Annotated in this window: 14 protein-coding genes; 11 read left to right on the top strand and 3 right to left on the bottom strand. The window is 66.5% G+C overall.

The genetic code is table 11. From position 1 onward, the window contains the following. Nucleotides 1-103: 103 nt before the first annotated feature. On the top strand, nt 104-2,383 hold the full coding sequence (locus tag CLM73_RS06375) for a RelA/SpoT family protein (RefSeq protein WP_105237779.1): 2,280 nt from the start codon (nt 104-106) through the stop codon (nt 2,381-2,383). A 96-nt stretch (nt 2,384-2,479) separates the two neighbouring features. Here the strand turns inward: CLM73_RS06375 and CLM73_RS06380 are convergent, their stop codons facing one another. Beyond that, nucleotides 2,480-3,793, bottom strand: a complete 1,314-nt coding sequence (locus CLM73_RS06380) for an MFS transporter (RefSeq protein WP_105237780.1) — start codon at nt 3,791-3,793, stop codon at nt 2,480-2,482. A 159-nt stretch (nt 3,794-3,952) separates the two neighbouring features. Between CLM73_RS06380 and argE the strand changes: the two genes are divergently transcribed. The 7 genes from argE to CLM73_RS06415 all read left to right on the top strand — a co-directional run bounded on the left by argE (nt 3,953) and on the right by CLM73_RS06415 (nt 11,913). Further along, nucleotides 3,953-5,104, top strand: coding sequence for an acetylornithine deacetylase (argE, locus tag CLM73_RS06385; RefSeq protein ID WP_105237781.1), 1,152 nt, complete (start codon nt 3,953-3,955; stop codon nt 5,102-5,104). A 120-nt stretch (nt 5,105-5,224) separates the two neighbouring features. After that, complete coding sequence (gene trpB, locus CLM73_RS06390; RefSeq protein WP_105241402.1) at nt 5,225-6,424, top strand: tryptophan synthase subunit beta; 1,200 nt, start codon at nt 5,225-5,227, stop codon at nt 6,422-6,424. Nucleotides 6,425-6,426: 2 nt separating this feature from the next. Next, a complete protein-coding gene (gene trpA, locus CLM73_RS06395; RefSeq protein WP_105237782.1) occupies nt 6,427-7,290 on the top strand; it encodes a tryptophan synthase subunit alpha in 864 nt (287 codons plus the stop codon). A 37-nt stretch (nt 7,291-7,327) separates the two neighbouring features. Beyond that, the gene (gene accD / locus CLM73_RS06400; protein ID WP_056568103.1) at nt 7,328-8,203 is read left to right on the top strand and encodes an acetyl-CoA carboxylase, carboxyltransferase subunit beta; all 876 of its coding nucleotides are present in this window, start codon (nt 7,328-7,330) and stop codon (nt 8,201-8,203) included. A 282-nt stretch (nt 8,204-8,485) separates the two neighbouring features. Beyond that, nucleotides 8,486-9,034, top strand: a complete 549-nt coding sequence (locus tag CLM73_RS06405) for an acyloxyacyl hydrolase (RefSeq protein ID WP_056568100.1) — start codon at nt 8,486-8,488, stop codon at nt 9,032-9,034. Nucleotides 9,035-9,332: 298 nt separating this feature from the next. Further along, nucleotides 9,333-10,352 (top strand): Bug family tripartite tricarboxylate transporter substrate binding protein, encoded by a 1,020-nt coding sequence (locus tag CLM73_RS06410; protein WP_105237783.1) that lies wholly within the window; start codon nt 9,333-9,335, stop codon nt 10,350-10,352. Between the two features lie 13 nt (nt 10,353-10,365). Continuing rightward, nucleotides 10,366-11,913, top strand: a complete 1,548-nt coding sequence (locus CLM73_RS06415) for a UxaA family hydrolase (RefSeq protein WP_105237784.1) — start codon at nt 10,366-10,368, stop codon at nt 11,911-11,913. Between the two features lie 62 nt (nt 11,914-11,975). Here CLM73_RS06415 and CLM73_RS06420 read toward each other — a convergent pair whose 3' ends face one another. Further along, nucleotides 11,976-12,911 carry a dihydrodipicolinate synthase family protein gene (locus CLM73_RS06420; RefSeq protein ID WP_105237785.1) on the bottom strand — a complete coding sequence of 312 codons (936 nt, stop codon included), beginning with the start codon at nt 12,909-12,911 and terminating at the stop codon, nt 11,976-11,978. A 171-nt stretch (nt 12,912-13,082) separates the two neighbouring features. Here CLM73_RS06420 and CLM73_RS06425 point away from each other — a divergent pair, with 171 nt between their 5' ends. Then, complete coding sequence (locus tag CLM73_RS06425; RefSeq protein WP_105237786.1) at nt 13,083-13,979, top strand: LysR family transcriptional regulator; 897 nt, start codon at nt 13,083-13,085, stop codon at nt 13,977-13,979. Nucleotides 13,980-14,096: 117 nt separating this feature from the next. Here the strand turns inward: CLM73_RS06425 and CLM73_RS06430 are convergent, their stop codons facing one another. After that, the gene (locus tag CLM73_RS06430; protein ID WP_105237787.1) at nt 14,097-17,186 is read right to left on the bottom strand and encodes an Rne/Rng family ribonuclease; all 3,090 of its coding nucleotides are present in this window, start codon (nt 17,184-17,186) and stop codon (nt 14,097-14,099) included. A 524-nt stretch (nt 17,187-17,710) separates the two neighbouring features. Between CLM73_RS06430 and CLM73_RS06435 the strand changes: the two genes are divergently transcribed. Beyond that, the gene (locus CLM73_RS06435) at nt 17,711-18,673 is read left to right on the top strand and encodes an RluA family pseudouridine synthase (protein WP_418904930.1); all 963 of its coding nucleotides are present in this window, start codon (nt 17,711-17,713) and stop codon (nt 18,671-18,673) included. A gap of 1 nt (nt 18,674) precedes the next feature. Further along, nucleotides 18,675-19,337 carry an HAD family hydrolase gene (locus tag CLM73_RS06440; RefSeq protein WP_105237789.1) on the top strand — a complete coding sequence of 221 codons (663 nt, stop codon included), beginning with the start codon at nt 18,675-18,677 and terminating at the stop codon, nt 19,335-19,337. The last annotated feature ends 126 nt before the right edge of the window (nt 19,338-19,463 follow it).

Raw genomic sequence — 19,463 nt, forward strand, 5'->3', positions numbered from 1 at the left:
TTGGTTCCTTCCATATGCCGGGATGCGGCAGTGTGTTCAGGGTGACTGAACCCTAGTGTAGAGTGTCGAAATATTCAACCCGATACCTGCGCTACGCCCCGTCATGTCCGCCCCGTCCGTTCCCGATGCGCCTTCGCCATTTGACGCTTCCTGGCGGCAGGAGGCCGGAGCGGGCCTGGATGCCGAGGGCCTGGCATTGCTGGACCGGGTTGCCTGCTGGGCCGAGCCTCGCTTCCAAGGCCAGAACGCCCTGACGGGCGAGCCGCTGGCCGGCCACGCCGCCGGCGTCGTCCGTATCCTGGCGGCCTTGCACACCGATGCCGCCACGCGCGCCGCCGCCCTCCTGGCCGCGCTGCCCACCGATCTGATGGCCCCGGCGCCCTCATTGCGCAACGACCCCATCGCCGTCGCCTTCGGCGCGGAAATCGCGCGGCTGGTGCAGGGCGCCTACGCGTTGCTGCGCCTGGGCGTGGTGGCCCGGCAGGCCAGCGATGCTTCGGCCGAAAGCGGTTCGCAGAAGGAAATGCAGCGCAAGATGCTGCTGGCCATGGCAGCCGACCTGCGCATCGTGCTGATGCGCCTGGCGTCCCGGCTGCGTACACTGCGCTGGCACGCCGAAAGCAAGGCGCCGTGCTCGCCCAGCTTTGCCCGCGAAACCCTGGACCTGTACGCGCCGCTCGCCAACCGCCTGGGCATCTGGCAGATCAAATGGGAAATGGAAGACCTGTCCTTCCGCTTCCTCGAACCCGACAAGTACAAGCACATCGCCCGTCTGCTCGAAGAAAAGCGGGTCGAACGCGAGGCCTTCATCGCGGGCGCCATCACGCGCCTGAAGCAGGCGCTTGCCAAGACCGGCATCGACGCCGAGGTCAGCGGCCGGCCCAAGCACATCTACAGCATCTGGAACAAGATGCGCGTCAAGCGTCTGGATTTTTCCCAGATGTACGACCTGCGGGCGCTGCGCGTCATCGTCGACGACGTGCGCGCCTGCTACACGGCGCTGGGCATGGTGCACGAGATGTGGACGCCGCTGTCCGACGAGTTCGACGACTACATCTCGCGGCCCAAGCCCAACGGCTACCGGTCGCTGCACACGGTGGTGGCCGACGATGACGGCCGTCCCTTCGAAGTGCAGATCCGCACGCGCGAGATGCACCAGTTCGCCGAATACGGGATGGCCGCGCATTGGCGCTACAAGGAAGCGGGCGCCAAGGGCGGGCAGGTTGCCGCCTCCAGCGAATACGACCGGCAGCTTGCCTGGATGCGCCAGCTGCTGGCCTGGAACACCGATGTCGAGGGTGGCGAAAACACGCCGCCCGAGCCCCCCAAGCCCGCCTCGGGCCGGGCCGCCACGGGCAAGAGCCGCGGCGCGGTGACGGCGCCGGCGCATACCGACGAACGCATTTACGTGCTGACGCCTCAGGCGCGCGTGATCGAGCTGCCGGCTGGCGCCACGCCAGTGGATTTCGCCTATCACCTGCATACCGACCTGGGCCACCGCTGCCGCGGCGCGCGCGTCGATGGGCAGATGGTGCCGCTGCAGACGCACCTGTCCACCGGCCAGACCGTGGAGATCATCTCCGCCAAGTCCGGCGGCCCGTCGCGCGACTGGCTCAATGCCCAGCTCGGCTTTCTGGCCAGCCCGCGTGCCCGCGCCAAGGTGCGCATGTGGTTCAACGCGATTGAACTGCAGCAGCGCATCACGCAGGGGCAGGCGCTTGTCGAAAAGGAATTGCAGCGCCTGGGCAAGACGGCCATCAATCTGGAGCAGCTGGCCCAGAACCTGGGCTTTGCGCGGGCCGACGACCTTTACGTTGCCGCTGCCAAGGAAGAATTCAGCCTGCGCCAGATCGACGCCGTGTTCCAGCAGCCGGCGCCCGCGGTCGAACCCACGCCGGCCGCCCTGCGGCACGCCAGCGCCGGCAGCGCCGAGAAAAGCGGCAAGAGCGGCGTGCTGGTGGTGGGGGTGGGGTCGCTGCTGACGCAGCTGGCCCGTTGCTGCCGCCCGGCGCCGCCGGATGCGATTTCCGGCTTCGTGACGCGGGGGCGCGGCGTGTCCATTCATCGCCGCGACTGCCACAGCTACCTGGCGCTGGCCGCGCGCGAGCCCGAACGCGTCATCGAGGTGGCGTGGGGCGAAACGGCCGACACGTTCTATCCGGTGGACATCAGCGTGCGCGCGCACGACCGCTCGGGCCTCTTGCGCGACCTGTCGGAAGTGTTTGCGCGCCTGCGCCTGAATGTCGTGGGCGTGAACACGCAGAGCAAGCAGTCGCTGGCTCATATGGTGTTCACGGTGGAGGTGCGCGGCGGCGAATCGCTGTCCCGCGCTCTGGACGCCCTGGCCGAAGTGCAGGGCGTGTCGTCGGCAATGCGCCGCTAGGCGCAGCCTCCGGCAGCGAGGACTGCTGCCGGATCATTCCCCGCGGCCGCCGCCGCTGGCGCTTGGGCCAGCTGGCGGCGCGGGGCGGTTCAGACCTCAGTCTTCCAGCTCTTCATGCGCACGATCACGCATGTAGAACGCGGCAACCAGGCCCAGCGCCACGCCAAACATCACGTAATAGGCCGGGGCCATGGGCGAGCCGGTGGTCTTGATCAGCCAGGTCACGATGAACTGCGCGAATCCGCCGAAGATCATCACGGCCACGTTATAGGCGAGCGACAGGCCCACGGAACGCACACGCGCCGGGAACAGCTCGGCCATCACCGTGCTGAACACGCCGAAGAACGCCGACACGAAAATGCAGACCACGACCTGCACGGTCAGCAGGCGGCCGATCGACGGCGCGTCCGACAGCCAGAAATACAGCGGGTACAGCACGATCAGGTAGCCGATCAAAGAGCTGATCACGAGCGGGCGGCGGCCGATGCGATCGGACCAGGCCCCCATGAACGGGGTCAGCACCACCATCAGCGCCGCGCCGGCCATCTGCACCAGGAAGGTCTGGTTCAGCGGCAGCATCAGCACCTTGGTCGAATACGTGACCAGATACGTGAAGGTGATGTAGATCGACACCGTGGCCGTCACCACAAGACCCACGCCGATCAGCGTCTCGCGCGTGTGGGTGCGCAGCATCTGGCCCAGCGACAGGCGCTTGACCTCGCCGCGTTCGGCGGCCTGGCGGTCGGCTTCCTTCATCTGCTTGAAGGCGTCAGTTTCGTCGACGTTGCGGCGAATATAGATGGCGATCGGCACAATCACCAGGCCGAAGGCAAACGGCAGGCGCCATGCCCAGTCGGCAATCTGCTGCTCGGTGAAGAACTCGGTGATGAGCGTGCCGCAGGCCGCGCCGATCAACAGGGCCAGCATCTGGCCCGCCATCTGCCACGAGCCGTAGAAGCCGCGCTTGCCGTTGGGCGCCATTTCGATCAGCAGCGCCGTCGACGTGCCGAATTCGCCGCCCGCCGAGAAGCCTTGCAAGAGGCGCGCGATCAGGATGAAGATCGGGGCCAGGATGCCGGCGGCGTGGTAGGTCGGGGCCACCGTGATCAGCGCGATGGACACGGCCATCAGCGAGGTCACCAGCACCATGGCGGACTTGCGGCCCTTGCGGTCGCCGTACAGGCCCAGGATGATGCCGCCCACCGGGCGCATGAAGAAACCCACGCCGAAGATAGCGGTGGTCATGAGGATGGCGTTCAGTTCGCTGCCGGGGACGCTGGGGTCGGTGGGAAAGAACAGTTTGGCGATGATCGGCGTCATGAACGCGAACACCAGGAAGTCATACCATTCGAGCGCGTTGCCGATTACCGCTGCCACGATGTTGCGTGTGGGGACTGCTTTGTGCTGCACGGGATCTCCTTGGGGGCTTTTAATTTCCGGGCGACATTCTAGGCGCTTTGCCGCACCGGGCGTCCGGCCGGCCGTCTGAAACCCGTTCGCGGCAGGCCCGTCCGACACGCCGCCCCCGCCTGGCTTTACACTGCGTCTTTTCCCCACGAGAGTAGTGACATGAACGCGCGCACCTGGCTGGAAACGCTGGTTGGCTTTGACACCACCAGCCGCAATTCCAATCTTGCCCTGATCGAAACCGTCCGTGACTGGCTCAAGGGTCAGGGCGTCGAGGCATGGCTGGCGCACAACCCCGAGCGCACCAAGGCCAACCTGTTCGCCACGCTGCCCGCGCAAGACGGCAACCAGCAGGGCGGCATCGTCCTGTCGGGCCACACCGATGTGGTGCCGGTGGACGGCCAGGACTGGAGCTCGGACCCGTTCAAACTCATCGAAAAAGACGGCCTGCTCTATGGCCGCGGCGCCTGCGACATGAAGGGCTTCATCGCCGGCTCGCTGGCGCTGGTGCCGGAATTCATGGCCATGCCGCGCAAGAAGCCCATCCACCTGGCGTTCTCCTACGACGAGGAAGTCGGCTGCGCGGGCGCGCCGTACATGCTTGCCGACCTGCACGAACGCGGCATCCGCCCCGAGGGCTGCGTGGTGGGCGAACCCACCGGCATGCAGGTGGTGGTGGCCCACAAGGGGATCAATCTCTTTCGCTGCAAGGTGCACGGCAAGGCGGCCCACTCGTCGCTCACGCCGCGCGGCTGCAACGCCATTGAATACGCCGCCCGCCTGATCTGCCGCATCCGCGACCTGGCCGACAGCTTCAAGGCCAACGGACCCTACGACCAGTTCTACGACGTGCCGTTCTCCACGATGACCACCAACCAGATCCGGGGCGGCATTGCGGTCAACACCATCCCCGAGCTGTGCGAATTCACCTACGAATTCCGCAATCTGCCGGGCATGCGTCCCGACGACATCCAGGCCGAAGTCGAAAAATACGTGCGCGAAGAACTGCTGCCGAAGATGAAGGCCGAATTCGACGGCGCCAGCATCGAAATCGAGACCGGCGCCGCCGCGCCCGCCCTGGAGGCCTCCGAAGAAGCCGCCATCACGCAGCTCGTGCGCGCCCTGACCGAAGACCGCGCCACGCGCAAGGTCGCCTACGGCACCGAAGCCGGGCTCTTCCAGGGCATCGGCATCCCCACGGTGGTCTGCGGCCCCGGCCACATCGAACAGGCCCACAAGCCTGACGAATACGTGGCCCTGGACCAGCTCGCCGCCTGCGAAACCTTCCTGCGGCGCATGGGCCAGTCCCTCTGACCAGCGGGACGCCCGGGGGCGGGCGGCACGCCGGTGCCGTCCGCGTCAGGTAAAATGACGGGTTGCAAACCGGATTTGCGGCTGGCAGTGGCCCGCCGCGATCCCGGGGGAGATGCTTTGGTGAAACCTTACGACTTTCCGGATGCCAAGGGCCATTTCGGGCCTTATGGCGGTGTTTTCGTGGCGGAAACGCTGATGCACGCGCTCGACGAGCTGCGGGCGTCCTACGACCGTTACCGGGTCGATCCCGCCTTCCTGGAAGAGTTCAACTACGAGCTCAAGCATTTCGTGGGCCGGCCCAGCCCGGTCTACCATGCCCGGCGCTGGTCGGACCTCGTGGGCGGCGCCCAGATCTGGTTCAAGCGCGAAGACCTGAACCACACCGGCGCGCACAAGGTCAACAACTGCATTGGCCAGGCCCTCCTGGCCAAGCGCATGGGCAAGCCGCGCGTCATCGCCGAAACCGGCGCGGGCCAGCACGGCGTGGCCACCGCCACGGTCGCGGCCCGCTACGGCATGGAATGCGTGGTGTACATGGGCAGCGAAGACGTGCGCCGCCAGGCCTCCAACGTCTACCGCATGAAGCTCCTGGGCGCCACGGTGGTGCCCGTGAACTCCGGTTCGCGCACCCTGAAGGACGCGCTGAACGAAGCCATGCGCGACTGGGTCACCAACATCGAAAACACGTTCTACATCATCGGCACGGTGGCGGGTCCCGATCCCTATCCCCGCATGGTGCGCGACTTCCAGACCGTCATCGGCAACGAATGCCTGACGCAGATGCCCGAGGCCATCGGCCGCCAGCCCGACTACGTCGTGGCGGCGGTGGGCGGCGGCTCCAATGCCATGGGTATCTTCCATCCCTATATTCCCTACGAAAACGTGCGCCTGATCGGCGTCGAGGCGGCGGGCGAGGGCATGGACAGCGGCAAGCACGCCGCATCGCTGGCTGCGGGCCAGGTCGGCGTGCTGCACGGCAACCGCACCTACGTCATGCAGAACGCTGACGGCCAAGTCCAGGAAACGCACTCCGTCTCGGCCGGCCTGGACTATCCCGGCGTCGGTCCGGAACACGCGTGGCTCAAGGATTCGGCCCGTGCCGAGTACGTCGGCATCACCGACGACGAAGCCCTGAAGGCCTTCCACGACTGCTGCCGCATCGAAGGCATCATGCCCGCGCTGGAGTCGTCGCACGCCATCGCCCAGGCCGTCAAGATGGCCGCCACGCTGCCGCGCGACGCCGTCATCCTGGTCAACCTGTCTGGCCGGGGCGACAAGGACATGCACACCGTCGCCGAACGCGCCGGTATCGAGCTCTGAACATGACAACCCGCACCGATCGCATTGCCGCGGCTTTCGCGCGCACCGCAGAATCCGGCCGCGCCGCGGCCCTGATTCCCTACATCGCCGCCGGCGATCCTTCCCCCGCCGCCACGGTGCCGCTGATGCATGCGCTGGTTGAGGCCGGCGCCGACGTCATCGAACTGGGCGTGCCGTTCTCGGACCCCATGGCCGACGGCCCGGTCATCCAGCGCGCCGCGGACCGCGCCATCGCGCAGGGCGTGGGCCTGGCCCGCGTGCTTGAACTGGTGGCCGACTTCCGCCAGCGTGACACCGCGACGCCCGTGGTCCTGATGGGCTACGCCAATCCCATCGAACGCATGGGCCAGGCCGAATTCGCCAGCCGCGCCGCTCAGGCCGGCGTGGACGGCGTGCTGGTCGTCGACTATCCGCCCGAAGAAGTCATCGAGTTCGCCGCCACCCTGGGCGAACACGGCATTGCGCCCATCTTCCTGTTGGCCCCCACATCCACCGAAGACCGCATGAAGGCCGTCGGGGCCGTTGCGCGCGGCTACGTGTACTACGTGTCGCTCAAGGGCGTGACGGGCGCTGGCTCGCTGAACACCGACGACGTCGCCGACCGCGTGGCCGTGATTCGCCGCCACGTGCGCGACATCCCGGTGGGCGTGGGATTCGGCATCCGCGACGCCGAAAGCGCCCAGCGCGTGGCGCGCGCCGCCGATGCGGTGGTCATCGGCAGCAAACTGATTGAAACCATGGAGCAGGCGGTCGCCAACGCACCAGCTGCCCAGCAAACCGACGCCGCAGTTGCCGCCGCCAGCGGCTGGCTGCGCACCATCCGGCAGGCGCTGGATCAAGTAAAACGAGAGAACGCGTCGGCCTGAGCGGCCGGGTCGCGATCTCAAACGGGATGAATACTCAATGAGCTGGATCGATAAACTCCTGCCGCCTCGCATCAACAAAACCAGCGACAGCGGCGCCCGCCGCGTCCCCGAAGGCCTTTGGGTGAAATGCCCGTCGTGCGAATCGGTGCTGTATAGCGAAGACCTGGCAGCCAATCTTCACGTCTGCCCCAAGTGCGACCACCACATGCGGATCGGGGCTCGCGCCCGGATCGATTCGCTGCTGGACATGGAAGGCCGCGTTGAAATCGGCCAGAACACGCGTTCGGTCGACACCCTGAAGTTCAAGGACACCCGCAAGTACCCCGAGCGTCTGCAAGAGGCCGTCAAGGCCACGGGCGAAAGCGACGCGCTGGTCGTCATGAGCGGCTCGATCCGCGGCGTGCCCGCCACGCTGGCATGCTTTGAATTCGAATTCATGGGCGGCTCGATGGGCTCGGTGGTGGGCGAGCGCTTTGCGCGCGGCGCCCAAGCTGCCCTCGACAACAAGACGCCGTTCATCTGCGTGGCCGCCTCGGGTGGCGCGCGCATGCAGGAAAGCCTGCTGTCGCTCATGCAGATGGCCAAGACCAACGCCATGCTGACCCGCCTGTCGGCCGCCGGCCTGCCGTTCATCAGCGTGCTGACCGATCCCACCATGGGCGGCGTGTCGGCCAGCTTTGCCTTCATGGGCGACGTGGTCATTGCCGAGCCCAAGGCCTTGATCGGCTTTGCCGGTCCGCGCGTGATCGAACAGACCGTGCGTGAAAAGCTGCCCGAAGGCTTCCAGCGCGCGGAATTCCTGCTGCAGAAGGGCGCGATCGACATGGTCGTCGACCGCCGCCAATTGCGCGAGGAAATCGCCCGCCTGCTCGCGCTGCTGAACAACCAGCCGGCCGACGTGGTCACGGCTTGAGCCTGCTGTCGTAGCCGGGCTGCCGCATGCCGGCCGCACGGCGACAAACAAAGATGCCGCCGGCAGCCTCGCGCTTCCGGCGGTCTTTTTTCGGGAACGGCACATGGCCAGGCACGCGACTTGCTCCAGCGGCCTAGCGCAATTTCACAAGCGTGAATCCCGCGATTTTCGGAACAGTCTTTTTCATCGCTGTTTGTTGCCATATTGCGACATGCGCAAAGCGTGTTGGTCCGGATTTTGCTAATGTTCCCCGTTAGTCCAGAAATAGATGGAGTTGATCCCATGCAGTCGACGAAGAAGAAAATGCTGACGCGCCTTGCCGGCCTTGCCCTGGCAGGGGTTGCCACCTTCGCTAGCGCCCAGTCGTCCGAGGGCACCCAAGGCGGCGTCAGCCTGCACTATGGCATTGGCGATCACTACAAGCGCCTGACCCTGAATTACGAGACTGCCTCGGTCTGGACGTATCAATTCGGTGGCAACTGGGGTCGTCTGGACCTGACGCCCGAATTCGGCGCGTCGTATTGGCAGGCTGATGGCTCGCGCTCGCCGGGTCACGTCTGGCAGTTCAGCGCCATCCCGATGTTCCGCTGGTGGACCGGCGAACGCTTCTACATCGAAGCGGGTATCGGCGCCACGCTGTTCTCCAGCACGCGCTTCGCCAACGAAAACATCAGCACGGCCTTCCAGTTCGGCGACCACGTCGGCGTGGGCTTCCTGGTTACGCCCAACAACCGTATCGGTGTGCGTTATTCGCACTTCTCGAACGCCAGCATCAAGCGTCCGAACCCGGGCCTGGACGTGGTGCAGCTCACCTACACGTACCAGTTCTGATCGCACGGCCCGCAGGGCGCGCTCGCCTGAGCAGGCGTCTTGCTCGCAGATCTTGAAAACCACCCTTCGGGGTGGTTTTTTTTGTCCCGCCGGTGCGCGTGGCGCGGTTGCACGTTGCCGCAGGAACCACAAAAAAATTATGTTTTGACTGCTTGTCCACGTACTTGTTGGTGTTGAGTGCAATGGCCAGAATGCCCTGGCAACACCCAAAACCACAACGAGCCGTCGCTCGGGGCTCCGATCCGCCGCTGCACGCGCGGCCGCGGCCGGCCTCGCCAGGCGGCATACGGAGACACAGATGAACTACCCCTGTATGCAAGCGCGTCCCATGGCGCGCAACATGGCGCGCATGGCCGGCGCCGCCGGTCTGGCCGTTGCCTTGGCCACCGTCTCGTCCGCCGCCTCGGCCGACGCGTTCCCGAACAAGCCCTTGCGCATGGTCGTCGGTTTTGCACCAGGCGGCGGCGCGGATATCGTGGCCCGGCTGGTCGGCGCCAAGATGGCCGAAAGCCTGGGCCAGCAGGTCGTGGTGGAAAACCGCGCGGGCGCTACCGGCACCATTGCCGCAGACAACGTTGCGCGCTCGCCGGCCGACGGCTATTCGCTGTTTCTCGGATCGCAATCCACCATGGTCGTGGCGCCGTCCCTGTTCCCCACGCTGCCGTTCAAGCCCGAGACCGATTTCGAGCCGGTGTCGCAGGTCGTGACGATGCCGCTCATCCTCGTGGTCAATCCGGCGCTGATTGACGTCAAGAGCGTCGGCGAGCTCACCGAGCACATCCGCAAGGCCGGCAACGGCGCGCTGAGCTACGCGTCGTCCGGGCAGGGCGGCCCGCAGCACATCGCCGGCGAGCTGTACGCGCACCGGGTCGGCACGAAGGTCACGCACGTGCCCTACAAGGGCGAGTCGGCAGCCATCGCCGACGTGTTGGGCGGCCACGTGCCCTACATGTTCGCGAACCTGCCGGTGGCGCTGCCGCACATCGCCTCGGGCAAGGTCCGCCCGCTGGCCATCACCAGCCTCAAGCGCGACCCGAAGGCGCCCGAGATTCCGACGCTGGCCGAATCGGGCTTCAAGGACTTCGAGGTCTCGACCTGGTACGGCGTCTTTGCGCCGGCCAAGACGCCCAAGCCCGTGGTCGACAAGCTCTCCGCTTCGATCCGCACCGCGCTGGCGCAGAACGACATGCAGGCCAAGCTGAGCGAGCAGGGCTTCACGGTGGTCGGCAGCGACTCCGCCGCCTTCAGCCGCTTCGTGGGTGCCGAGCTGCCGCGCTGGTCGGTGCTGATCCGCGACATCGGCATCAAGCCGGAGTAAAGAGGACAACGAAATGATCGACTTCACCGAAAAACGCGCCGCCGGCCCTGTCATCCGGCTGCATTCCGCCGACAACATCGTGGTGGCGCGCGTGCCCATCGGCATCGGCGCCGCCGTGCCCGCCGAAGACCTCGTCAGCCGCAGCCAGGTGCCTGCGGGCCACAAGATCGCGGCGCGCGACCTGCGCGCGGGCGAACCCATCCTGAAATACAACGTGTGCATCGGTTTTGCGGCAACGGACATTCCCGCCGGCACCTACGTGCATTCGCACAACATGGACTTCCAGGAGTTCGACCGCGACTACGCACATGCCCGTGACTACGTGCCGACGCCCGTGCTGCCCGAATCCGAGCAGGCGCAATTCCAGGGCATCGTCCGCGCCAACGGCCAGGTGGGCACGCGCAACTACATCGGCATTCTCGCCACCGTGAACTGTTCGGCCACGGTGGTGCACCGGATCGCGTCCGCGTTCACGGAGGAGGTGATGGCCGCGTATCCCAACGTGGACGGCGTGGTGGCGCTGAGCCACGGCATGGGCTGCGGCATGGAAATGTCCGGCGAGCCCATGGACCTCTTGCGGCGCACGATGGGCGGGTACGCCTGTCATGCGAACTTTGCGGGCGTGCTGATCGTCGGTTTGGGCTGTGAACGCAATCAGCTCGATGCGCTGCTCAAGGACCAGGGCCTGGAAGCGGGCGCACGGCTGCAGACGTTCATCATGCAGGAGACCGGCGGCACCCGCAAAACGATCGAAGCCGGCATTGCTGCCGTGAAGACGATGCTGCCCGCCGCCAACGACGTGCGCCGCGAGCCGGTGTCCGCGCGTCACCTGAAGATCGGCCTGCAGTGCGGCGGCTCTGACGGCTTTTCGTCGATCACCGCCAATCCTGCGCTGGGCGCGGCCATGGACATCCTGGTGCGCCACGGCGGCACGGCCATCCTGTCCGAGACGCCGGAAATCTACGGCGTCGAACATACGCTGACCTCGCGGGCCCGCAGCCGCGAAGTCGGCGAAAAACTGGTCCAGCGCATCCGTTGGTGGAAGGAAGAGTATTCACCGGGCCGCGACGTGCAGATCAACGGCAAGGTCAGTCCGGGCAACCAGATGGGCGGCCTGGCCAACATCTTCGAGAAGTCGCTGGGCTCGTCAATGAAGGGCGGCACCACGGCGCTGATGGAGGTCTATCGCTACGCGGAGCCGGTCCGCCAGCCCGGCATGGTGTTCATGGACACGCCGGGCTTCGATCCGGTGTCGGCAACGGGGCAGATCGCCGGCGGCGCCAACATGATCTGCTTCACGACGGGCCGCGGCTCGATGTTCGGCGCCAAGCCGGTGCCGTCGCTCAAGCTCGCTACCAACACCCCGATGTACGAGCGGCTGACCGAAGACATGGACGTCAATTGCGGCGACATCCTGGACGGCACCGCCACGCTGCAAGAGGTGGCGCAGCGGATCTTCGAGGAGATCCTGCGTGTGGCCTCGGGCGCCCGCAGCAAGAGCGAGTTGCTGGGGTTGGGCGATCACGAGTTCGTGCCTTGGAACATCGGCGTCGTGAGCTGACCGCTTTCAGAAAGCAGGCAGCGGACGGCCAGTCGTGACCGTCCGCGCCTGGAAACAGACGCTCAGGCGTCGGACAGCGAGTCGGCGCCCGGCATGTCAAAACCGTTGGCCTGCAATGCGGTCTTCAGTGCGTCGGTCTGCCCGGCATTCAGCTCGACCAGAGGCGGGCGCACCGTGGCCCATGCCGCGTCGCCCGACTTCCAGGCGATGGCCGCCTTCATCGCGGGAATCATGGGGAATTGCTGGAACACGTTGCGCGTGGCGTTCAGCCCGGCCTGGCGCTCATCGGCGTCCGCCTCCTGCCAGCGCTGCTGCAGGGCCACGATGGGACCCGGATTGACGTTGCCCGTGGCCGTGATGCAGCCCACGCCGCCCGCGCGCAGGGTCTGCAGCAGGAAGGCCTCGCTACCCGCATAGACCTGGAATCCGCGCGGCGTGAAACGCTCGATCATCGCCGCCGTGTTGGCCCAGTCGCCGCCGCTGTCCTTCACGCCCGCCACGATGCCGGGATAGCGGGTCAGCAGACGGTCGATCAGGTCCAGGCTGAGTGGCACCTGGCTGACGGGCGGGATGTGATACAGGTACAGGCGCAGCTTGTCGTCGTCCACGCCCTCGATCAACTCGGCAAAGTAGCGGAACAGGCCTTCGTCGCTGACGCCCTTGTAGTAGAAGGGCGGCAGCACCAGCACGCCCATGCTGCCGCTGCGCACGGCATGCTGCGTGAGCGCGATGGCGTCGGGCAGCGCACACGCGCCCGTGCCGGGCATCAGGGCCGACGGCTCCACACCTGCTTCCAGCAGCGCATCCAGCAGCGTGTGCTTTTCTGCGAGCGACAGCGAGTTCGCCTCGGAGTTCGTGCCGAAGATGGCCAGTCCGACGGACTGCTCGCGCAGCCAGCGGCAGTGCTTCACGTAGCGTCCCAAGGCCGGGCGATAGCGCTCATCGAACGGCGTCAGCACAGGAGAAAAAACGCCGGGAATGCGGGCAGGGGTCGTCATGTCTCTACTCGTTATTGGATGGATGAAAAGGACGCGCCGCGGCCGCGCGGCTGCGATTTCCGATTCTGGCACCGATCCGCCCACCGAACATCTGCTGTTTAATGGGTTCAATCCATAAAATTGTTGTGGTCTGCCACCTGTCGCACCACACAGCTACAAGAAGGGGAGACCGTGGATACGCGATATGTGCAGAGCTTTGTATCGGTCATCGAAAGCGGCTCGCTAGCCGAGGCGGCGCGGCGGCTGGACCTGACGCCCGCCGCCATTGCCGCGCGCGTGCACACGCTCGAAGAAGAACTGGGCGCCACGCTGGTCAAGCGCGTCGGCCGCAGCGTCAAGGCGACCGAAGCCGGCCTGAAGGTGCTGGAACGCGCCCGCAGCGTGCTTCGCGAGGTGCGTGACCTGCGAGCCAGCGCCACGGATGACGCGCCGCTCGGCGAGCTGCGGCTGGGCGTCTCGGCCTCGGCCCTGACCGGCATCATGCCCGTCGTGCTGGCCCGCTTGTACCGGCGGATGCCCAAGCTGGCGGTCTTCATGGAGCCGGGCACCTCCAATCACCTGTACCACCGCGTCATCAACGGCGACCTGGACGCGGCGTTCATCGTCAAGCCGCAGTTCAACCTGTCCAAGGGCTATGCCTGGAAGCAGGTGACCGAGGAACCGCTGGTGGTGCTTGCGCCGCCCGATACGCCGGGCAACGATGCGCACGAACTGATGCGCACACAACCCTTCATCCGCTACGACCGCAACGTCTGGGGCGGGCGTCTGGCCGACCAGTACCTGCGCCAGCACGGCATCGCGCCGCGCGAGCGCCTGGAGGTCGACGGCCTGATGGGCATCGCCTGCATGGTGTCGGAAGGACTGGGCGTATCGCTGGTGCCGGACTGGGCGCCGGACTGGCTCGACAGCCGCCGCGTCAAGCGCGTGCTGCTGCCCGGACGCGCGCCGCTACGCCGGATGGGCATTCTGTGGGCGCGCCACATGCCGCATTCGGCCCTGGCGGAAGCCTTTGTGGAAGAAGCGGGCCGGGCGCTCGATCCGCAGTCGCGCCGCTCGGCGGGCGACTGACGCGACGGTGGCGGCCCACCGGCCGCAATCACTGTCGCCACAAAAAAACACCCCGCAAACCGTTTCCAGTGTGCGGGGTGTTTGCTTGTCAGGGGGATGCCCTGACGGCCTTGCGGCTTAGTGGCGCGTTTCGACCTGGACCAGCGGCTCGTTCGAGACGGGCGTCACCGGCTTGCGTTCGCGGCCCAGACGGACCGGCGCGAACGAGGAGGCAATGCGCTGCTGCGTTTGCGCGTGGCGTTCCGGGTCGGTTTCCACCCACTTCAGGCCAGCGGCGTTGACCACGTCGTGCAGGGCTTGCGCCTTGGCAGCGGGGGCAACGGCAGGCACCACGATGGGCTGTTGCGTGCTGACCGGCGCAACCGGCGCGGGGGCCGGAGCAGCGGGCGCAACTGCCGGCGTCTGAACCACGGGTTCAGCGGCGGGCGCTTCCACCGGCGCCTGCACCGGCGCGGCGGGGACCGAAGCCTCGCTGGCAGGTTGCACGGTGACGGGCGGGGTCGCTTGCGGCGCAGTCTGCACCGGTTGGACGGGCTCGGCGGCGGGTTGGCTCACCGGCTCAACAGCGGGCTCGACGGCGGGCTTAACCGAGGGCTCAGCTGCCGGCGCGGCGGCGGCCTGGACGGGCTCAGCCTTGGGGGCTTGAACCGGTTCGGCCGGGGCTTGCTCGGGCTGGGCGGCGGTCTGCACGGGCTGGGCCGGCGCTTGAACCTGCTGCACGGGGGCGGGAGCGGCTTGCTCGGCGGCCGGTTGGACGGGCGCAGCGGCTTGGGCGTCAACGCCTTCGGCCTGCTGTTCGCCAGCGTCTTCAGCGCCGTCTTCCTGCTGCTCGTCGCTGCCGGCCAACCCGGCTTCGTCCTGGCTGCGGCGGCCACGGCGGCTGCGGCGGCGGCGGCGCTTGCGCTCGGGATCCGCGGCGCCTTCGGCGCCTTCAGCACCGGCGAACGTGTCGGCAGACTGTTCGTCAGCGTCAGCGTCGTCCTGGGCTTCGGCGGCGGGCTTGGCATCCGACTTGGCGTCAGGCAGCGCGGTGGCGACCGTCTGAGCCAGGGCGGCGACCATGCTTTCCTGTTCGCTCATCGGCGCGTCGAATTGACCTTCCTCGCGGCGGTTGCGGCCACGGCCACGGCGGCGATTGCGGCCGGCGCCCGTGTCTTCACCGTTGAGCTCGGGCGACTGTTCAGGACGGGCGGACGCCAGGGCTGCCTGGGTGGCGGCCGGCGTGTCGCGTTCGCCGCGGCCTTCGCCACGGTTGTTGCGATCGCCGCGCTCGGCATCCGAGCGGCGGTTGCCGCGCACGTGATGACGGCCGCCTTCGGAGGCCTCGGCGCCTTCGCCACGGCCTTCACCGCGGCGGTTGCGGTTGCGGTCGGAACCGTGGCGTTCGCCGCGGCGTTCCTGACCGTCATGGCCGCTGCGGCCCTTGCCACGCGACGAGCCCGCGCGCTTGGCGGTTTCTTCGGCGGCGGCGGGGGCGGGCTTGGCGGGTTCGGAGCCACCGGTCAGCCAGCCGACCAGACGCTTGAACAGGCCGCCCAGACCGGCGCCTGCCGCGGGCGCGGCGGGTGCGGCGGCCGGCGCTGCGGGCGTGGAGACGGGGGCGGGCTGCGACGGCGTGATGCCCTTGACCAGGGCTTCCGGACGCGACTTGATTTCGTTTTCGCGCGGCTGCCAGGGCGCGTCCGTGGCCGGCGCTTCCACCAGTTCGAAACTGGTCTTCAGCTCTTCCAGGCGCGGATCGTCGTGGCGCAGACGCTCGATGTGATGATGCGGCGTTTCCAGATGCTTGTTGGGGATCAGCATCAGGTTGACCTTCAGGCGGGCTTCCATCTTGGTGATGTCGGCGCGCTTTTCGTTCAACAGGTAAGTGGCCACGTCGACGGGCACCTGGGCATGGACCGCCGCGGTGTTTTCCTTCATGGCTTCTTCCTGCAGCAGACGCAGGACGTGCAGGGCGCTGGACTCGGCATCACGGATGACGCCGGTGCCGTTGCAGCGCGGGCAGGTGATGTGCGAGCCTTCGTTCAGGGCCGGACGCAGGCGCTGGCGCGACAGTTCCATCAGGCCGAAGCGCGAGATCTTGCCCATCTGGACGCGGGCGCGGTCGAAATGGAGCGCATCACGCAGGCGCTGTTCGACGGCGCGCTGGTTCTTGCTGTCTTCCATGTCGATGAAGTCGATGACGATCAGGCCACCCAGATCGCGCAGGCGCAACTGGCGGGCCACTTCGTCGGCCGCTTCCGAGTTGGTGCGCAGCGCGGTTTCCTCGATGTCGGCGCCGCGGGTCGAGCGGGCCGAGTTCACGTCCACGGAAACCAGCGCTTCGGTGTGGTCGATCACGATGGCGCCGCCCGAGGGCAGTTGCACCGTGCGCGAGTAGGCCGTCTCGATCTGGTGTTCGATCTGGAAGCGCGAGAAGAGGGGGATGTCGTCACGGTAGCGTTTGACGCGCTGGACGTTGTCCGGCATCACCACGCTCATGAAGGCGGTGGCCTGGTCGGCGATCTCGTCGGTGTCGATCAGGATCTCGCCGATTTCGGGCGAGAAGTAATCGCGGATCGCGCGGATGACCAGGCTGGATTCGAGATAGATCAGGATGGGCGCGGAGTTGTCGCGCGCGGCGCCGTCGATGGCGGTCCAGAGCTGCAGCAGATAGGACAGGTCCCATTGCAGTTCTTCGACGTTGCGGCCGATGCCTGCGGTGCGGGCGATGATGCTCATGCCCTGCGGCAGGTCGAGCTGTTCCATCGTGTCGCGCAGTTCCTGGCGGTCCTCGCCCTCGACGCGGCGCGAAACACCACCGCCGCGGGGGTTGTTGGGCATCAGGACCAGGTAGCGGCCGGCCAGCGAGATGAACGTGGTCAGGGCTGCGCCCTTGTTGCCGCGTTCTTCTTTTTCGACCTGGACGATCAGTTCCTGGCCTTCGCGCAGGGCGTCCTGGATACGGGCGGTGCGGACGTCGACGCCTTCCTTGAAGAAGCTGCGCGCAACTTCCTTGAAGGGCAGAAAGCCGTGGCGGTCTTCGCCGTAGTTGACGAAGCAAGCTTCGAGGCCGGGTTCGATCCGGGTGATGACACCTTTGTAGATATTGCCTTTGCGCTGTTCGCGGCCGGCAGTCTCGATGTCAAGGTCGATGAGTTTTTGCCCATCGACGATAGCGACGCGTAATTCTTCCTGATGCGTCGCATTGAACAGCATGCGCTTCATGAGAGGGTTTCTCCGTTGTCATGACGCGCCGATATCGGCGCGTGACCTCGGGCCACTCGGGCTGCGGCTGAAGCGGGCAAGAAGGTGCGGACCGTACCTGGGCGGCGCCCAGGCGTATCCGCCGCGGGTCAGGCGGGCACGTCGTGCCGTGGGGCACGGGGTTCTGTCAGCAGGAGGGTCAGCTTCACTGAATGTGGTTTGACGGAAAAAATGCTGTGAACGGCAGCTGCGGTCGGATTGGTTGCCCACACGCAGCTGGTGCTTTAAATATGCGACGATTCTTGCAGTGCTTCAGAGCCGCTTGCGGCATGCAACGGACCTGCCGGAACAGCGGGCAAGATGAATGCCACACCACTATTCCGCAGGGCTCGGTTGCGCCGGCGACCAAGAGACCCAGGGGTTGAATGAGCAGGCAGTACAATGGCGGCCCGCGCGCTCGACGGAGTTGCGTGTTGGTTGCATCTCTACGCCAGGCGGCTTGTTCAGCCCCTTAAGGCTGTCCCGATTATATGTCGCTTTCCGCAATGCGCAAAGAAACTTCCTCCCCCGTATCCGCCTCTAAAGCAGCCCCCGCCGTCCGCATGGTTGAAGTGGGCGCCGAGCATGCCGGCCAGCGTCTGGACAACTTCCTCATGCGGCTGTGCAAGGGGGTGCCCAAGACGCACATCTACAAGGCGATCCGCGGCGGCGAGGTTCGCGTCAACAAGGGACGCATCCAGGTCGATTACCGGATCGAAGAGGGCGATGTGGTCCGCATTCCGCCCCTGCGCCTGCCGGACCCCGGCAAGCCCCGGCCCGTGCCCGCGGCTGAATTCCCGATTGTCTTCGAAGACGACGCCATGCTCGTCGTGGACAAGCCTGCTGGGGTCGCGGTCCACGGCGGCAGCGGCGTGTCGTTTGGCGTGATCGAACAACTGCGCGCCGCGCGTCCGCAGGCCAAGTTCCTGGAGCTGGTGCACCGGCTGGACCGCGAAACCTCCGGGTTGCTGATGGTCGCCAAGAAGCGCAGCGCGCTCTTGGCCCTGCACGCGATGTTGCGCGAGGGCCGGAGCGACAAGCATTATTTCGCGCTGGTCGAGGGCGATTGGGTCAACGACCGCCAGCACATCAAGCTGTCCCTGTCCAAATGGACCACGCAGTCCGGCGAGCGCCGCGTCAAGGTGGATCCGGACGGGCAGACGGCGCACACGATTGTCACGCTGAAGCAGCGTTTTGGCGGTTACAGTCTGGTCGACGCCGAGCTGCGCACCGGACGCACCCACCAGATTCGGGTCCATCTGGCCGCCAGCGGCTTTCCCATCGTCGGGGACGACAAGTACGGCCACGACGAGGTGCGGGCGCAGTTTGCGCGGCAGGGTTTCAACCGCATGTTCCTGCACGCCCACAGCCTCACCCTGCCTCACCCGCTGACGGGCGAGGTCATGACACTGACCGCCGAGCTGCCGCCTGCTTGCCGGAACATACTGAAAACACTGGAGTCTGCCTGATATGTCGTATTCGCTGGTCGTCTTTGACTGGGATGGCACCCTGATGGATTCCACGCACAGCATCGTGGCCGCCATCCAGGGCGCTTGCCGCGATCTGGATCTGGCGGTGCCGTCCGCGTCCGAGGCAAGCTGGGTCATCGGCCTCTCGCTCGAAAGCGCGTTGCGCCGCGCCGTCCCCGAATTGACGCAGGCCATGCTGCCGCGCTTCCTCGAGCGCTACCGCACCCACTACCTGCTGCGCGATCCCGAACTGCGTCTGTTTGACGGCATCAACGAGCTGCTGGCCGATCTGGCCAACCAGAATGTGCGGCTGGCCGTTGCCACGGGCAAGAGCCGCGTCGGTCTGACGCGCGCGCTGGCCGCGACTGGCCTCGGTCCGCTGTTCGCCGCCACCCGCACCGCCGACGAGACCTTCAGCAAGCCGCATCCCGCCATGCTGCACGAACTGATGCAGGAACTGGACGTGGATCCGTCGCGGGTCATCATGGTGGGAGATACCTCGCACGATCTGCAGATGGCCTGCAATGCGGGCGTGCACGGTCTGGGCGTCACCTACGGCGCGCACACCTTGAAGGAACTTGAGGGATGTGCACCGCAAGCAGTGCTCGACACCGTGCCGCTGGTGCGCGAATGGCTGCTGCCGCGCGTTGGCGTGAACGGCTGATCCCTGCGATAACGGCCGGCAGGAACGTCCGCCTGCCCGGCAGGTCTATCCGGAAGGCGCTGCGCGTGCTTCCTGCCGGCGTCGCGGAATAACATAGACCCGTCCAGCGTCCATGAGACGCGGGAT

The organism is Achromobacter spanius (genome assembly GCF_002966795.1).
Taxonomy (GTDB): Bacteria; Pseudomonadota; Gammaproteobacteria; order Burkholderiales; family Burkholderiaceae_B; genus Achromobacter; species Achromobacter spanius_D.

What these genes read in the sequence shown, in the direction of transcription:
- CLM73_RS06375 (WP_105237779.1), top strand. Translation starts at nt 104, where the DNA reads ATGTCCGCCCCGTCCGTTCCCGATGCGCCTTCGCCATTTGACGCTTCC.
- argE (WP_105237781.1), top strand. Translation starts at nt 3,953, where the DNA reads ATGAACGCGCGCACCTGGCTGGAAACGCTGGTTGGCTTTGACACCACC.
- trpA (WP_105237782.1), top strand. Translation starts at nt 6,427, where the DNA reads ATGACAACCCGCACCGATCGCATTGCCGCGGCTTTCGCGCGCACCGCA.
- accD (WP_056568103.1), top strand. Translation starts at nt 7,328, where the DNA reads ATGAGCTGGATCGATAAACTCCTGCCGCCTCGCATCAACAAAACCAGC.
- CLM73_RS06405 (WP_056568100.1), top strand. Translation starts at nt 8,486, where the DNA reads ATGCAGTCGACGAAGAAGAAAATGCTGACGCGCCTTGCCGGCCTTGCC.
- CLM73_RS06410 (WP_105237783.1), top strand. Translation starts at nt 9,333, where the DNA reads ATGAACTACCCCTGTATGCAAGCGCGTCCCATGGCGCGCAACATGGCG.
- CLM73_RS06415 (WP_105237784.1), top strand. Translation starts at nt 10,366, where the DNA reads ATGATCGACTTCACCGAAAAACGCGCCGCCGGCCCTGTCATCCGGCTG.
- CLM73_RS06420 (WP_105237785.1), bottom strand. Translation starts at nt 12,911, where the DNA reads ATGACGACCCCTGCCCGCATTCCCGGCGTTTTTTCTCCTGTGCTGACG.
- CLM73_RS06430 (WP_105237787.1), bottom strand. Translation starts at nt 17,186, where the DNA reads ATGAAGCGCATGCTGTTCAATGCGACGCATCAGGAAGAATTACGCGTC.
- CLM73_RS06435 (WP_418904930.1), top strand. Translation starts at nt 17,711, where the DNA reads ATGCGCAAAGAAACTTCCTCCCCCGTATCCGCCTCTAAAGCAGCCCCC.
- CLM73_RS06440 (WP_105237789.1), top strand. Translation starts at nt 18,675, where the DNA reads ATGTCGTATTCGCTGGTCGTCTTTGACTGGGATGGCACCCTGATGGAT.